Annotated in this window: 15 protein-coding genes; 7 read left to right on the forward strand and 8 right to left on the reverse strand. The window is 67.9% G+C overall.

Annotated features, from left to right (window positions below; all coding sequences use genetic code 11):
- Positions 1 to 112 precede the first annotated feature (112 nt).
- The 6 genes from IAE58_RS03635 to IAE58_RS03660 all read right to left on the reverse strand — a co-directional run bounded on the left by IAE58_RS03635 (position 113) and on the right by IAE58_RS03660 (position 7,344).
- A complete protein-coding gene (locus IAE58_RS03635) occupies positions 113 to 673 on the reverse strand; it encodes an NADPH-dependent FMN reductase (RefSeq protein ID WP_108753565.1) in 561 nt (186 codons plus the stop codon).
- 64 nt (positions 674 to 737) lie between these two features.
- Positions 738 to 2,681, reverse strand: a complete 1,944-nt coding sequence (gene asnB, locus IAE58_RS03640; RefSeq protein WP_199932661.1) for an asparagine synthase (glutamine-hydrolyzing) — start codon at positions 2,679 to 2,681, stop codon at positions 738 to 740.
- Between the two features lie 3 nt (positions 2,682 to 2,684).
- Entirely contained in the window at positions 2,685 to 4,964 is a 2,280-nt protein-coding gene (locus tag IAE58_RS03645; RefSeq protein WP_199932660.1) for a thiamine pyrophosphate-dependent enzyme, read from the reverse strand.
- Between the two features lie 110 nt (positions 4,965 to 5,074).
- Positions 5,075 to 5,734 carry a glutathione S-transferase family protein gene (locus tag IAE58_RS03650; protein ID WP_199932659.1) on the reverse strand — a complete coding sequence of 220 codons (660 nt, stop codon included), beginning with the start codon at positions 5,732 to 5,734 and terminating at the stop codon, positions 5,075 to 5,077.
- Positions 5,735 to 5,841: 107 nt separating this feature from the next.
- Positions 5,842 to 6,384, reverse strand: a complete 543-nt coding sequence (locus IAE58_RS03655; RefSeq protein WP_199932658.1) for a GNAT family N-acetyltransferase — start codon at positions 6,382 to 6,384, stop codon at positions 5,842 to 5,844.
- A 120-nt stretch (positions 6,385 to 6,504) separates the two neighbouring features.
- Positions 6,505 to 7,344 carry a glycine zipper 2TM domain-containing protein gene (locus IAE58_RS03660; RefSeq protein ID WP_108753570.1) on the reverse strand — a complete coding sequence of 280 codons (840 nt, stop codon included), beginning with the start codon at positions 7,342 to 7,344 and terminating at the stop codon, positions 6,505 to 6,507.
- A gap of 163 nt (positions 7,345 to 7,507) precedes the next feature.
- Between IAE58_RS03660 and IAE58_RS03665 the strand changes: the two genes are divergently transcribed.
- Both IAE58_RS03665 and IAE58_RS03670 read left to right on the forward strand, forming a co-directional pair.
- Positions 7,508 to 7,723, forward strand: a complete 216-nt coding sequence (locus IAE58_RS03665; RefSeq protein ID WP_199932657.1) for a DUF6116 family protein — start codon at positions 7,508 to 7,510, stop codon at positions 7,721 to 7,723.
- Positions 7,720 to 8,493, forward strand: coding sequence for a TatD family hydrolase (locus tag IAE58_RS03670; RefSeq protein WP_199932656.1), 774 nt, complete (start codon positions 7,720 to 7,722; stop codon positions 8,491 to 8,493). The genes IAE58_RS03665 and IAE58_RS03670 overlap by 4 nt, the downstream gene beginning before the upstream one ends.
- Positions 8,494 to 8,517: 24 nt before the next feature.
- Here the strand turns inward: IAE58_RS03670 and IAE58_RS03675 are convergent, their stop codons facing one another.
- Positions 8,518 to 9,342, reverse strand: a complete 825-nt coding sequence (locus tag IAE58_RS03675; RefSeq protein ID WP_199932655.1) for a tRNA threonylcarbamoyladenosine dehydratase — start codon at positions 9,340 to 9,342, stop codon at positions 8,518 to 8,520.
- 79 nt (positions 9,343 to 9,421) lie between these two features.
- Here IAE58_RS03675 and IAE58_RS03680 point away from each other — a divergent pair, with 79 nt between their 5' ends.
- Positions 9,422 to 9,856: a cytochrome c gene (locus IAE58_RS03680; RefSeq protein WP_199932654.1), complete on the forward strand. Its 435-nt coding sequence runs from the start codon at positions 9,422 to 9,424 to the stop codon at positions 9,854 to 9,856.
- Positions 9,857 to 9,984: 128 nt separating this feature from the next.
- A complete protein-coding gene (locus IAE58_RS03685; protein ID WP_108750065.1) occupies positions 9,985 to 10,479 on the forward strand; it encodes a glycine zipper 2TM domain-containing protein in 495 nt (164 codons plus the stop codon).
- A 73-nt stretch (positions 10,480 to 10,552) separates the two neighbouring features.
- On the opposite strand, the gene IAE58_RS03690 is transcribed toward IAE58_RS03685, so the two are convergent.
- Entirely contained in the window at positions 10,553 to 10,762 is a 210-nt protein-coding gene (locus tag IAE58_RS03690) for a cold-shock protein (RefSeq protein WP_065197592.1), read from the reverse strand.
- 237 nt (positions 10,763 to 10,999) lie between these two features.
- On the opposite strand from IAE58_RS03690, the gene IAE58_RS03695 reads away from it, so the two are divergent.
- The 3 genes from IAE58_RS03695 (at position 11,000) to arsC (ending at position 13,100) form a co-directional block, all read left to right on the forward strand.
- On the forward strand, positions 11,000 to 11,485 hold the full coding sequence (locus tag IAE58_RS03695; protein WP_199932653.1) for a DUF456 domain-containing protein: 486 nt from the start codon (positions 11,000 to 11,002) through the stop codon (positions 11,483 to 11,485).
- Positions 11,486 to 11,604: 119 nt separating this feature from the next.
- Positions 11,605 to 12,759 (forward strand): phospholipase A, encoded by a 1,155-nt coding sequence (locus IAE58_RS03700; RefSeq protein ID WP_199932652.1) that lies wholly within the window; start codon positions 11,605 to 11,607, stop codon positions 12,757 to 12,759.
- Positions 12,759 to 13,100 (forward strand): arsenate reductase (glutaredoxin), encoded by a 342-nt coding sequence (gene arsC / locus IAE58_RS03705; RefSeq protein ID WP_199932651.1) that lies wholly within the window; start codon positions 12,759 to 12,761, stop codon positions 13,098 to 13,100. The genes IAE58_RS03700 and arsC overlap by 1 nt, the downstream gene beginning before the upstream one ends.
- The last annotated feature ends 108 nt before the right edge of the window (positions 13,101 to 13,208 follow it).

Below are 13,208 nucleotides of genomic sequence, written 5' to 3' on the forward strand. Positions count from 1 at the left end.
GCCCCGGGCCCCCGCCCCCCGCGCCCCCCCCCCCCCCCCCCCCCCCCCCCCCCCCGGCAGCGAGGGGTCAGATCCCTCTGCGCAACAGAGGGCTCTGACCCCGCTGGCAACCTCAATCGCCCTTGGCATGCACCGCGATCAACTGCAGGAAGCGGTCCACATAGCCCTGCAGGAACTTCTGCGTGCCCTCGTTGTGGATCGTGCCATCGGCGCCGATCAGCTCATCCTTGAAGTGGATGAACGCTTCGGGCTGGCCGAGCACGTGCATGTCCAGGAAGGCCAGGCTGTTGCGCAGGTGCTGCTGGGCCACGGCCGTGCCGATCTGGCCGATGGAGGCACCGATCACCGCCGCCGGTTTGCCGCCGAAGGCGCTGTCGCCATATGGCCGCGAGCCGATGTCGATGGCGTTCTTCAGCACGCCCGGCACCGAGCGGTTGTATTCGGGGGTGACGAACAACACCGCGTCGGCGCCGCGCACCTCATCCTTCAGACGGGTGCCCTGGGCCGGGTAGCTGCCATCGAAATCCTGGTTGTACAGCGGCAGATCGTCGATGCGCACGTACTGGAACCGCGCGCGCGAACCGGCCAACTTCTCCAGGGCCAGCGCCAGCCGGCGGTTGCACGATTCCTTGCGCAGGCTGCCAACGAACACGGCGATGGTGGGTACAGGCATGGCGGCACACTCCTGACGGGGAAAGGACCAGCCTAGCGGCCGGCCCGATGTGCCCCGGTGAAGATCAGCCGCGGGTGACGCCTGCGCGCACCTGCCGCCAGTGGTCCTGCCAAGCCTGGAACATCAGCACGTTCCACAGATGGGTATGCCACTTGCGCTGGCCGCCCAGGAACTGCTGCCACAGCGGCTGCACCGCCGCCGCCGACAGCACGCCTTCGCACTCCAGCCGCGCCGGTTGCAGCAGATCGTCGGCCCACGGGCGCAGGTCGCCCTTCAACCAGTCGCTCACCGGTGCGCCAAAGCCGCGCTTGGGTCGATGCACCATGGTCTGCGGCACGTAACGGCCGAGCACGCGCTTGAGCAGCACTTTGCTGGTGTCCTGGCTGCGCTTGAATGCCAGCGGCAGCGACCAGGCAAACTCGGCCACCCGCCAATCCAGCAGCGGTGCCCGCGCCTCCAGGCTGACCGCCATCGAGGTGCGGTCCACCTTGCACAGCAGATCGTCGGGCAGGTAGGAAACGAAATCGGCCAGCATCATCGCGTCGGCCGGCGTGCCGGCCCCGTGCAGCGGGTCGGCCAGGTCGTAGAAGCTGCCCGCCTCGCGTGCACCGATCACCGCCGCCGCCGGGTCGCGCCAGCGCGAAATGCGGTTGCGGTACACATCGCCAATGCCGCGCGCGCCGGTTTCGGCCAGCAGCGCGGCCAGCCCACCGGTACGCGAGGCCTCGCCCTGCTGGTGCGCACGCGCGCCCATCCAGCGCCGCAGCGGCGCCGGCACGCGCCCCAGCATCTGCCAGTTGCGCAGCGCGCGCACGTAGCGCATGTAGCCAAAGAACAGTTCGTCGCCACCGTCACCAGACAGCGCCACGGTCACGCCCTGCCGCGCCAGCCGCGCGACCAGTGCGGTCGGCACCTGCGAGGCATCGGCGAAGGGTTCATCGAACATGGCCGGCAACTGCGGCACCACCGCCAGCGCATCGGCGCCGCTCACATACAGTTCGGTGTGGTCGCAGCCCAGGTGGGTGGCCAGTTCCCGCGCCAGCGGCGCCTCGTCGTGGTGCGAACCGGTAAAGCCGATGCTGAAGCTGTGAACCGGCGTGGCGCTCTGCGCCTGCATCAGCGCGGCCACCAGCGAGGAGTCGGTGCCGCCGGACAGGAACACGCCCACCGGCACGTCGGCCACCATGCGCAGCGATACCGCATCGCGCAGCAGGCCGTCGAGCTGTTGTTCGGCCTCCTCGATGGTTCCCTGGAACGGTGCGGCCAGCGCCGACTGCATGCGCGCACGCGCGTCCCAGTACGGCCGCTGCGCCTGCTCGGGGCGGTGTGCGGCCGCACCGGCGGCCACCGTGGCCGCATCCAGCCGCAGCACCCGGCCGGGCATCAGCTTGAAGCAGCGCTGGTGGATGCTGTGCGGGGCGGGAATGTAATCCAGGCGCAGCAGCAGGGTCAGCGCATCGCGGTCGATCTCGTTGTCGAACTCCGGGTGCTGCCACAGCGCCTTCAGCTCCGAGCCGAACACCAGGGTGTCGCCGGCCCAGCCGTAGTACAGCGGTTTCTTGCCCACCCGGTCGCGGGCCAGCCACAGGCACTGCTGCTGGCGGTCCCACAGGGCGATGGCGAACATGCCGTTGGCGCGCTGCAGGGTATCTTCCACGCCCCATTGCAGCACCGCCGCCAGCAGCACTTCGGTATCGGAATGACCGCGGAAGCTGTGGCCCAGCGGTTCCAGCTCGGCACGCAGCGTGGCGAAGTTGTAGACCTCGCCGTTGTAGGCCATCACGTAACGGCCATCGCTGGACGCCATGGGCTGATGCCCCAGCGGCGACAGGTCGAGGATGCTCAGCCGCCGGTGGGCCAGGGCAATGCCGGCGGCCGCGTCCACCCAGGTGCCACCGTCATCGGGCCCACGGTGGTGCAGCGCCTGGCCCATGGCCAGCGCCTGCGCCTGCAGCTGCTCGGCCGGGGCCTGCGCCGCCGGCAACAACATTCCCGCCAATCCACACATGCATCAGGTTTCCTGCGCCAGGTCCAGGGCGGCGCCAACCACTGCATTGTCGCTTGGAAGCCCGAACATTGCTGCCCCCGCCAGCGGCGTATAGGTATCGGCGCCGCAGACCCGGCGCAGCGGCAGGTGGCCCAGCCCGGCCTCGACCAGGGCGGTCACCACGCCCTCGCCCACCCCGCCGCTGTGGCGGCCCTCGTCCAGCACCAGCACCCGCCGTGCGTCGGCGGCCTGGGCGGCAATGAACGCCGCCGGCAGCGGCACCAGCCAGCGCAGGTCGAGCACGCGCACCTGCCAGCCCAGCTGATGCTCGATACTGCGTGCCGCGCGCAGGGCCATCGGCACGCCGTTGCCATAGGTGATCACCAGCAGGTCCTGGGCCTCGGGCGCATAGATGCGCCCTTCGCCGGGCACCAGTGCCTGCCCCGGCGGCGGATAGTCGAACAGCCACTGGCCATCGCCTGCTGCGTGCAGGTCCTTGGTCATGTACAGCGCGATCGGCTCCAGGAACACCGACACCCGCCCATCCACCCGCGCCAGCGCTGCCAGCGTGCGCAGCATCATCACCGCATCGTCGCCGCGCGAGGGGCAGCCGACCACCAGCCCGGGAATATCGCGCAGGGCGGTAATGGAGTTGTCGTTGTGGAAGTGGCCGCCGAAGCCTTTCTGGTAGCCCAGGCCGGCCACCCGCACCAGCATCGGGTTGCGGAACTGGTCGTTGGAGAAAAACTGCAGCGAGCAGGCCTCGCCACGCAGCTGGTCGATGGCGTTGTGCAGGTAAGCCAGGTACTGGATTTCCGGTATCGGCAGCAGGCCCAGGTTGGCCAGGCCCTGGGCCATGCCCAGGATCATGGTTTCATCCAGCAGGGTGTTGAACACCCGGCGTGGACCAAAGCGGCGCAGCAGGTCGCGGGTGACGGTGTAGACCCCGCCTTTCTGCGCCACGTCTTCGCCGAACAGCACCGCCTGCGGATACTTGCCCAGCAGCTCCTGCAGGGCCTGGTTGATCTGCACCACCAGATGCCGTGGCGGCTGCACCTCGGGTAGATGGTCGGCGCCGCCGTACATCGATTCACGCAGTGCCGGCGCCAGCACCCGCTCCGCTTCGGCCTGCACCGCGGCCGGCGAGTACGGCGCCAGCGGCGCCAGCACTTCGTCCAGCGACTGCAGCTTGGGCCGTGCATCAGCCTGGTGGGCGGCTGCCAGGCAGCTCGCGCGCAGGTCTTCGTAGGCCTGCTCGATCTGCGCAGCGGTCATCCAGCCCGATTCCAGCGCAATCTGCACCGAGCGCAGCAGCGGGTCCTGCGCCTCGGCCGCGCACAGGTCGGCCAGCGCGCGCCATTCCACTTCGAAATCGGTGCCGGCGTGGCCCATCAGCCGCGTGGTGCGCAGGTGCAGGAAGGTGGGCCGCCGCGTGCGCCGGCAGTGCTCCACCGCGGCCTGCACCTGGCTGTGGCCGGCGGCCAGGTCCAGGCCATCGGCAAAGAAGTAGTCCAGGCCCGGCTGGCGGCTGAAGCGTTCGGCGATCCAGCCTTCGGGCGTCTTCACCGAAATACCCAGGCCGTTGTCTTCGCAGACGAACAGCACCGGCACCGGCAGCTTCTGGTAGGCGGCCCACATGGCGGTGTTGAAGGCGGTCTGCGCGGTGGCATGGTTGGCCGAGGCATCGCCAAAGGAACACAGCACAAGGCTGTCGGCCGGAATGGGCAGTGGCTGCCCCAGGCGCTTGCCGCTCTCGATGGCAAAGGCGGTGCCGACCGCCTTGGGCAGGTGCGAAGCGATGGTCGATGTCTGCGGCAGCACCCACAGCGGGCGGCTGCCCCAGACCTTGTGCCGCCCCCCGCTGGCCGGGTCTTCGGCGCTGGCGGCGAAGGACAGCGCCGCATCGCGCAGCGGGTCCAAGCCGGGCACATGCCGCGAACGCTCGATCATGAACGCCCCGGAGCGATAGTGCAGGAAGGCCGGATCGGTGTGCCGGCACGCCCGCGCCAGCAACGCGTTGCCTTCATGCCCGGACGAACCGATGGTATAGAAGACCTTGTTCTGCACCCGCAGCACACGGGCCATCAGGTCCAGCTGGCGGCTGGCCAGCTGTGATTCGAACAGCTCGCCGAACGCAGCGGCGCCCAGACCGCTGCCGGGCAGGATCGGTGCATCCGGTGCCGGGCGCTGTCGCGGCACCCCGTCCCATCCACGCACCGCTTCAAGGAAATTGACGTCACACACCTCGGCGCGGTTCAGCGCGCGCATGCGTGCGGGAATCGGATCTGGAACGACTGCAAACATCGAACACCCTCCGTGTCGTTGCTGCATTTCGCCGGGCATGGCACGCGGCCCAGCTTTCGTAGCGTCGAGCTTGCTCGACTACGCTGGAAACCAGTCGAGCAAGCTCGACTCTACGCGCGTGCATCCAGTCGTGCCTGCACCTCGGCGGTGACCGCCGGCATGGGCACGAAGCGCGGCTGTTCGCGTACCCGCTGCAGCCAGCCGCGTACTTCCGCGAACGGCTGCAGGCTGATGCCACCGTCTTCGGCCACATGCGTGTAGGCGAACAGCGCGATATCGGCAACACCGTAATGGCTGCCGGTGAACCACATCGCCTGCCGCAGGTGCTGTTCCATCACCGCCAGCGCGTGCTGCGCACGCTCGTGCAGGCGCGGCAGCTCGGCCCGGCGCGGCGAATCCTGCTCGGTCCAGCCGCGGATGAAGCGCGCCACCGCGATGCAGGGCTCATGGGTGTACTGCTCGAAGAACATCCAGCTCAGCGCCTGCGCGCGCTCCCAACCATCGACCGGCAGGTACGGGGTGCCTTCGGCCAGCCAGAACAGGATCGCGTTGGATTCGGTCAGTACGCGGCCGTCATCGCGCACGATCAACGGCACTTTGGCATTGGGATTGAGCGCCAGGAATTCAGGCGTGTGGGTCTGGCCATGCGCACTGTCCACTTCCACCCAGCGGTAGCGGCTGCCCACCTGTTCCAGCAGCAATCGCACCTTGTGGCAGTTGCCGGACACCGACATGCCATGCACCGTCAACGGAACGCGTTCTTCCACCATTGCCTGCTCCAGCGAAACCCGGCCGACGGCCGGCTGGGTGCAGTCTGGCAACTGCCGGCAGCGCTGCCAAGCGCGGATGCAGCATCGCCGCGCAGGCCGTCACACAATCAGCGCGGGCGCTGCTGCCACTGCGCGCGCGACTGCCCCCAGATCTGCAGCGGCGGGCCCTGGTAGGGCGGCGGCAACTGGCCCATGCGCAGCAGCTGGCTGCCCAGCTTGCGCGCCACGGCCCTGGATTTTTCGTTGTCCTCGGCAATGGTATGGATCACTTCCTGCCAGTCCTGCGTGGCGAAGGCCCAATCGATGGCCGCCACCGCCGCCTCCGGCGCATAGCCCTGGCCCCAACTGGCGCGGCGGATGCTCCAACCCACTTCCGGGCCGGGCCAGCCCAGCGGCTGCCAGGGGCCCATGCGGCCGACCCACTCGCCGCTGGCTTTTTCGATCACGCTGAACATCGAGTACCCGAACAACTGCCAGGCGCCGGCCAGGCTGCAGAAGCTGCGCCAGGCCACCGACGGTGGTTGCACCCCGCCCAGGCTGCGCATCACCTCCTCATCGGCACAGAAGGCCAGGTAAGGCTGCAGGTCCTGCGCCTGCGGCGGACGCAGGATCAGCCGCTCGGTTTCGATGCGCAGATCGAAGATGCTCATGCCGGTTCCTCTGCCAGACCATGGCCGGACATCATCGTCGATACCGGCCCGGAATCCAGACCCGGAAACGAAACAGGCCGGCGAATGCCGGCCTGTCCGATACGTATTGCCCCGCGTGCGTTACTGGCGGTTGGCGGCCGTATCGCCCGCTGCTGCGGTCTGGGTGACCAGCTGGCCATCGACCACCGGCAGGCGATCGCTGGCCGGCTTGTTGTCCAGGCGCACGGTCTTTTCGGCGCCGTCGTAGCGGTAGGTCACGTTGTAACCCTTCACCACGTCGTTGGTGCCCATGGCGATGCGGTTGCCCGGCTTGCTGGCCATGCGCATCGTGCCGGTGGTGCCGTCTTCGTTGCGGTAGGTCACGTTGTAGCCGGTCACGCGGCTGGATTCCGAGGTGGCCGTTTCGGTGTGGCACTGCCGCTCGGTGCGGTTCACCACCCGGCCACCCACGTGGCGCTTGTCCACCTGGTTGCCGATGAAGCCACCGGCCACGGCACCGGCAGCGGTGGCGGCCTTCTTGCCGTTGCCGCCACCGACCTGGTTGCCCAGCAGGCCACCAACCACGGCGCCGACCACGGTGCCACCGACGTTGCCATCACGCTCGGGCAGGCGCTCCTGCACCACCACGTCCTGGCAGACTTCGTGCGGGGTCTGGGTGGTGGAGGTCTCGCGCACCGCATCGGTGCCGATGACCGTGGCGTAGGCCTTCTGCTTTTCAGTGATCGGATCGACCTTCAGCACATCGGCGTATTCCAGCCCACGCGGCGCGCTCGGGTCGAGCGTATCGGTGCGCGCGCCGTCATCGGCCGCGTTGCCATCGGCCAGGCGGGATTCCGCCGAGGGCTGGGCCGAACCGGCCACGTCGGCCGACGAGCCGCTCTTCATGAAGGCGGCGGTAGCGATACCACCGACCAGCAGTGCGCCTGCTGCGACCAGGACCGTTGTAGTTGTGCTTTTCATGACCTGCTCCCTGCGGACGATCCGCAACGTTCTTGGAACAGATTGCAGCATGGTCCGCCTGAACGGAATCTCCACATTTCCTGCTCATGGCCCTAACCCATTCAGCATCTGGAAATGCTGTGCCCGTGGTAGCGTTTGCACATTCCCCGCATGGATTTCCACCATGGTCAACCCGATGCTGCTGCCGGTTCTGCAATGGGCACGCCGGCTGCGCTACCCCACCCTGTTCAAGCTGACCGCCGGTCTGTTTGCCATCACCTTCTTCATCCCGGACCCGATTCCGTTCGTGGATGAGCTGCTGCTGGGCCTGGGCACGCTGCTGCTGGCCAACTGGAAGCAGCGCGGCGCGGCCGTGCCGCCGCCGTTGCAGCAGGGTTGAGCGTGCTGATCGACAGCCATTGCCACCTGGATGCCAGCGAATTCGACCCCGACCGCGATGCGGTGATCGCGCGCGCCCAGGCGGCCGGCGTGCAGGCCCAGGTGGTGCCGGCGGTTACTGCGGCCAGCTGGCCGAAGCTGCGCCAGGTCTGCCAGCAGGCGCCAGGACTGTACCCGGCGTACGGCCTGCACCCGATGTTCCTGGCCCAACACCGGCCCGAGCATCTGCAGCAGCTGCGCGCCTGGATCGAGCGCGAGCGCCCGTGTGCGATCGGCGAATGCGGCCTGGATTTCTTCGCGGGCGATCTGGATATGCAGGCCCAGCAGGACTATTTCCTGGGCCAGTTGCAGCTGGCGCGGGAATTCGACCTGCCGGTGATCGTGCACGCGCGCAAGGCGGTGGATGCGGTGATCGCCGCAATCCGCCGCATCGGCGGGCTGCGCGGGGTGGTGCACAGCTATTCCGGCAGCCCGGAACAGGCCGTGCAGCTGCACAAGCAGGGCTTTCTGCTGGGGCTGGGCGGGCCGCTGACCCATGAGCGCGCCCAGCGCCTGCACCGGCTGGTGCGCGAACTACCGCTGGAACAGCTGCTGCTGGAAACCGACGCACCCGACCAGCCCGATGCCGGCATTCGCGGGCAGCGCAATGAGCCGGCGCGGCTGGCGGTGATTGCCGGGCACGTGGCCGCGCTGCGCGGCATGGACAAGGATGCAGTGGCCCGGGCGACCGCCGACAACGCCCGGCGGTTGTTCAACCTGCCCGCGGTGTGACACGTCGCCGGGCATGGCCCGGCGCTACCGGTCCTGGGCGGCGTCTACTTCGGCCTTCACTTTCTTCGGCTCCAGCAGCATCTCCAGGGCCTTGCCCACTGCTGCGAAGGCGAAGGCGCCGGTGATGTGCGTGGCCGCACCCAGGCCGGCACCGCAATCCAGCTTCAGCGCCGCATCGGCACCCAGGTTGGGGCGCAGGCCGCAGACGCTGCCATCGGCCTGCGGGTACTTCACGTTTTCCAGCGAATACACCGCCGGCACACCGAAGTAGCGCTTGGCGTTCTTGGGGAAGTTGAACTCGCTGCGCAGCTTCTTGCGGATCAGCGCCAGCATGGCGTCATGTTCGGTGCGCGAGACATCGCGGATGCGCACCAGGGTGGGGTCGGTGCGGCCACCGGCTGCGCCCACGGTCAACAGCGGCAGCTTGCGGCGGCGGCACCAAGCAATGGTTTCCACCTTCACCCGGAAGCTGTCGCAGGCGTCGATGACCAGATCGAAGCCGCGGTCCAGCAGTTCGGCCATGTTGCCGGTGGTCAGGAACGCCTCCACCGCATCCACCTCGATCTGCGGATTGATGGCACGGCAGCGCTCGGCCATCGCCACCGACTTGTTGCGCCCGTAGTTGCCTTCCATGGCCGGCAACTGGCGGTTGGTGTTGGACACGCAGATATCGTCGGCATCGATCAGGGTCAGGTGCCCCACCGCCGAACGCGCCAGCGCTTCGACCACCCACGAGCCGACGCCGCCCATGCCCACCACCGCCACGCGGCTGCCCTGCAGGCGCTCGAGCGCACCCACGCCATACAGCCGTTCAATGCCGGCGAAGCGTTCTTTGACCTGTTCGTTCATGCGGCTATTTTAACGTGCAGGCGCCGGTCGCCACAGCGCGCCGCAACCGAACCCACCGTTGCATGCCCGGAGTGCCCGCATGACTGCCAGCCCCTCCCCCGGCCAGACCACGGCCTACCGATATCTGTTCGTGCTGGCCCTGGGCCTGCTGATAGGCCTGGTGGCCACGGTGATGGTGGGCCGTGCCCTGCAGGCCCGTCGCGATCCGTTTCCCGACAGCCTGATGCAGGTGATGGAGCGGCAGTCGCAACTGCTGCAGCAGGCCCAGCAGCAGAACCGCTGCAGCCTGGCCGACAGCGTGCCGCGCCTGCAGGCCTTGCGCCTGCTGTCCAACGACCTGGATCTGGCCTTCCCGCAGCTGCAGCACGACCGCCGCTTCCAGGCCCATGCCAGTGCCTACCGCGGCAGGCTCAACGACGCGCTGGCCGCGCCGCCGGCCGACTGCACGGCGCTGGCAACACTGGTGCAGGGGGTGCAGGACGATTGCCGCGCCTGTCACCAGGATTTCCGCTGATTCATCTTCCAGCCGGAATGCGCTGTCGCGGTTGGCACCTTGTTCACGTGTGAAAGCGGACGATTCCAGCCACCCTGCTGCATGACGCAGTACCACCCGCACCCGCCTTCACGGCCAGGAGACGCCCCATGAAGATCCAGCTCATCGCTGCCGCCACCATCGCCACCCTCGCGCTGGCCGGCTGCGCCACCTCGCCCGGCTACGGCGGCGGTGGTTACAACAATGGCTACAACAACGGCGGCTACGGCAACAACTCCGGATACAACCAAGGCCGTTGCGCGGACTGCGGCATCGTCACCCGCATCAACACCGTGGCCTCGGGCCGCACCGCACCGGCCGCCACCGGCGCCATCCTGGGCGGCCTGGTCGGCGCCGTTGCCGGCCATGAGATTTCCGACCACACCGGCGGCAGCCGCGGCAACAAGAACATCGCCGCCGCCGCAGGCGCGGTGGGTGGCGCGCTGGCCGGCAACCAGATCCAGAAGAACGTGACCAGCGATACCTACGACATCACCGTGCGCATGGATGATGGCCGCACCGTGGTGGTGAACCAGCGCGACCTGGCCGGCATCCGCGAGAACACCTACGTGCGCGTGGTCAACGGCCGGGTGATCCTGCGCTGACCTGCCCCGGGCCACTGGCAAAGAAAAAGGCCCGCTTGCGCGGGCCTTTTTCGTTCAACGCGATGCGCTCCGGTCAGACCGGCTGCACGGCATCGGCCTGCAGGCCCTTCTGGCCCTGCACGACGGTGAAGGTGACCTTCTGGCCTTCCTTCAGGCTCTTGAAGCCCTGGGTCTGGATGGCACGGAAGTGCACGAACACATCTTCGCCGTTTTCACGGCTGATGAAGCCGAAGCCCTTCGCATCGTTGAACCACTTGACGGTACCGCTCTCGCGATCAGACATCTCACTAACTCCCTGGTGACTCTCTCTTGTTGTTGGATACGCCTGGTTGGGCGGCTGACAAGCAAGGGGGAAGCGAGGTGCAACGATGCAGCGGATCGGTGAGATCTTGCTTCATCAGGCCACGATCCACGGTGACCTTGCCAAGCTCAGCGACTGCAACTTAACCCGACCAAAACGAAAAAGCAACTGGCAAAATCCTTCACTGTCAACCCCAAAAAGCCAACCATACGGAACAGCATGGACCTCTCATTCATCTTGTATCTGCTAGCGGTCATTTCTGTCCTGGTCGGCCTGGCCGGCATCGTGCTGCCGGCCCTTCCGGGGGTGCCGCTGGTGTTCCTGGGCCTGCTGCTGGCGGCCTGGGCTGACGGTTTCACGCATGTGGGCTGGCCCACGCTGGTGATCCTGGCCGTGTTGACCGTGCTGTCGCTGCTGGTCGACGTGCTGGCGACGGTGGTGGGTGCGCAACGGGTCGGCGCCAGCCGCAAGGCGCTGTGGGGCACCTTCGTGGGCAGCATCGTGGGCCTGTTCTTCATGCCCATCGGCCTGTTCGCCGGCCCGCTGGTGGGCGCCCTGCTGGGCGAGTACTGGCACAGCCGCGAGCTGGGCCGTTCCACCAAGGTGGGCCTGGCCACCTGGCTGGGCATCCTGCTGGGGCTGGCACTGAAGCTGGCGCTGGTCATCGCCATGCTGGGGCTGTTCGCCTTTGCCTGGTTCATCTAGTGCCCCGTCTTCACACCCCGCGCACGCCGGTGCCGGGCATAAACCGAAGGGGCTGGCCGCGGGTGCGGGCAGCCGCCACACTGTGCATCCACCGTATTCATCCTGAAGGGCCTGCTGCAATGACCCTCCCCGCTCTGCTCCCCCGCCTTGCTCCGCTGGCGCTGGCCCTGGCCGCCGCGCCCGTGGCCGCGCAGGAGATCGTGCCGACCGCCACCACCACACCGGCCGGTTGCGCGGCCATCGACACCGATGCCGCCCGCCTGGCCTGCTACGACCGGCTGTTCGGCCGCAGTGCCGAAGCCACCGCCGCCGCCGATGCGGCCGCGCAGGAGGCCGCACAGGCCCTGCGCGAACAACGCCGCGCCGCGCGCCTGAGCCAGGGCGAAGAGAACCTGCGCGCCCGCGTGGGCGACATCTTCCGCCCTGCCCCGGATGACAGCGCGCTGGCCAACGCCGGGCGCGGCTCGCTGCTGGACAGCCGCTGGGAACTGGCCGAAGACTCCAAGCTGGGCCCGTTCCAGCTGCGCGCCTACAAGCCGGTGTACCTGCTGCCCGCGTTCTGGACCAGCGACAAGAACCAGATGCCGCAGTCGCCGAACCCGGTCAACAGCGTGACCACGCCGCAGGTGCTGGACAGCACCGAGCTCAAGTTCCAGATCAGCTTCAAGACCAAGATCGCCGAGAACCTGTTCGGCGACAACGGCGATATCTGGGCCGGCTACACCCAAAGCTCGCGCTGGCAGGCCTACAACGCCGAGAATTCCCGCCCCTTCCGCGAAACGAACTACGAGCCGGAAGTGATGATGGTGTTCCGCAACGGCTATTCGATCGGCGGCTGGCGCGGGCGCATGACCGGAATCAGCCTGAACCACCAGTCCAACGGCCGCGCCGACCCGCTGTCGCGCAGCTGGAACCGGGTGATGCTCAACATCGGCCTGGACCGCGAGAACTGGGCGTTGGTGCTGCGGCCCTGGTACCGCATTCCGGAAACGCGCAGCGACGACAACAACCCGGACATTGAAGACTACATGGGCCGTGGCGATGCCACCCTCATCTGGAACCGCAACGGCCACGAGGTCTCGCTGATGGCACGCCATTCGCTGCGCACCGGCGACCGCTCGCACGGCGCGCTGCAGCTCGATTACGGCTTCCCGATCAGCAATCTGCTGCGCGGCCACGTGCAGATCTTCGACGGCTACGGCGAAAGCCTGATCGACTACAACCACAAGGCCACCTACGTGGGCGTGGGCGTGTCGCTGCTGGAGTGGTTCTGATGACCGTGACGATCTGGCACAACCCGGCATGCAGCAATTCGCGCGGGGCCCTGGCCCTGATCCGCGACGCTGGCATCGAACCGGTGGTGGTCGATTACCTGGGCACCCCGCCTGACATCGCAAGCCTGCGTGCGGTGCTGGCCGAATCCGGCCTGAGCGCCGGTGAGCTGGTGCGCAGCAAGGAGGCGCAGTTCACCGGACTGGGCCTGGCTGACGCGGATGACGCCACGCTGTTGGCCGCCATGGCCGAACACCCGCGGCTGATCAATCGGCCCGTGGTGCGCACGCCCAAGGGCACGCGGCTGTGCCGCCCGCCGGAAACCGTGCTGGAGCTGCTGTAGCAGCGGGCAATCGCGCGACGATGCACGTCCGATCCGGCGACCGTGCACGCTCGGTAGAGTCGACTGTCAGTCGACTGCCCTTCGCGCAGGCCACGAAAACCCCGCGCT

This window comes from Stenotrophomonas sp. S49 (genome assembly GCF_016624905.1).
Classification (GTDB): Bacteria; Pseudomonadota; Gammaproteobacteria; order Xanthomonadales; family Xanthomonadaceae; genus Stenotrophomonas.

What these genes read in the sequence shown, in the direction of transcription:
- IAE58_RS03635 (WP_108753565.1), bottom strand. Translation starts at nt 673, where the DNA reads ATGCCTGTACCCACCATCGCCGTGTTCGTTGGCAGCCTGCGCAAGGAA.
- asnB (WP_199932661.1), bottom strand. Translation starts at nt 2,681, where the DNA reads ATGTGTGGATTGGCGGGAATGTTGTTGCCGGCGGCGCAGGCCCCGGCC.
- IAE58_RS03645 (WP_199932660.1), bottom strand. Translation starts at nt 4,964, where the DNA reads ATGTTTGCAGTCGTTCCAGATCCGATTCCCGCACGCATGCGCGCGCTG.
- IAE58_RS03650 (WP_199932659.1), bottom strand. Translation starts at nt 5,734, where the DNA reads ATGGTGGAAGAACGCGTTCCGTTGACGGTGCATGGCATGTCGGTGTCC.
- IAE58_RS03655 (WP_199932658.1), bottom strand. Translation starts at nt 6,384, where the DNA reads ATGAGCATCTTCGATCTGCGCATCGAAACCGAGCGGCTGATCCTGCGT.
- IAE58_RS03660 (WP_108753570.1), bottom strand. Translation starts at nt 7,344, where the DNA reads ATGAAAAGCACAACTACAACGGTCCTGGTCGCAGCAGGCGCACTGCTG.
- IAE58_RS03665 (WP_199932657.1), top strand. Translation starts at nt 7,508, where the DNA reads ATGGTCAACCCGATGCTGCTGCCGGTTCTGCAATGGGCACGCCGGCTG.
- IAE58_RS03675 (WP_199932655.1), bottom strand. Translation starts at nt 9,342, where the DNA reads ATGAACGAACAGGTCAAAGAACGCTTCGCCGGCATTGAACGGCTGTAT.
- IAE58_RS03680 (WP_199932654.1), top strand. Translation starts at nt 9,422, where the DNA reads ATGACTGCCAGCCCCTCCCCCGGCCAGACCACGGCCTACCGATATCTG.
- IAE58_RS03685 (WP_108750065.1), top strand. Translation starts at nt 9,985, where the DNA reads ATGAAGATCCAGCTCATCGCTGCCGCCACCATCGCCACCCTCGCGCTG.
- IAE58_RS03690 (WP_065197592.1), bottom strand. Translation starts at nt 10,762, where the DNA reads ATGTCTGATCGCGAGAGCGGTACCGTCAAGTGGTTCAACGATGCGAAG.
- IAE58_RS03695 (WP_199932653.1), top strand. Translation starts at nt 11,000, where the DNA reads ATGGACCTCTCATTCATCTTGTATCTGCTAGCGGTCATTTCTGTCCTG.
- IAE58_RS03700 (WP_199932652.1), top strand. Translation starts at nt 11,605, where the DNA reads ATGACCCTCCCCGCTCTGCTCCCCCGCCTTGCTCCGCTGGCGCTGGCC.
- arsC (WP_199932651.1), top strand. Translation starts at nt 12,759, where the DNA reads ATGACCGTGACGATCTGGCACAACCCGGCATGCAGCAATTCGCGCGGG.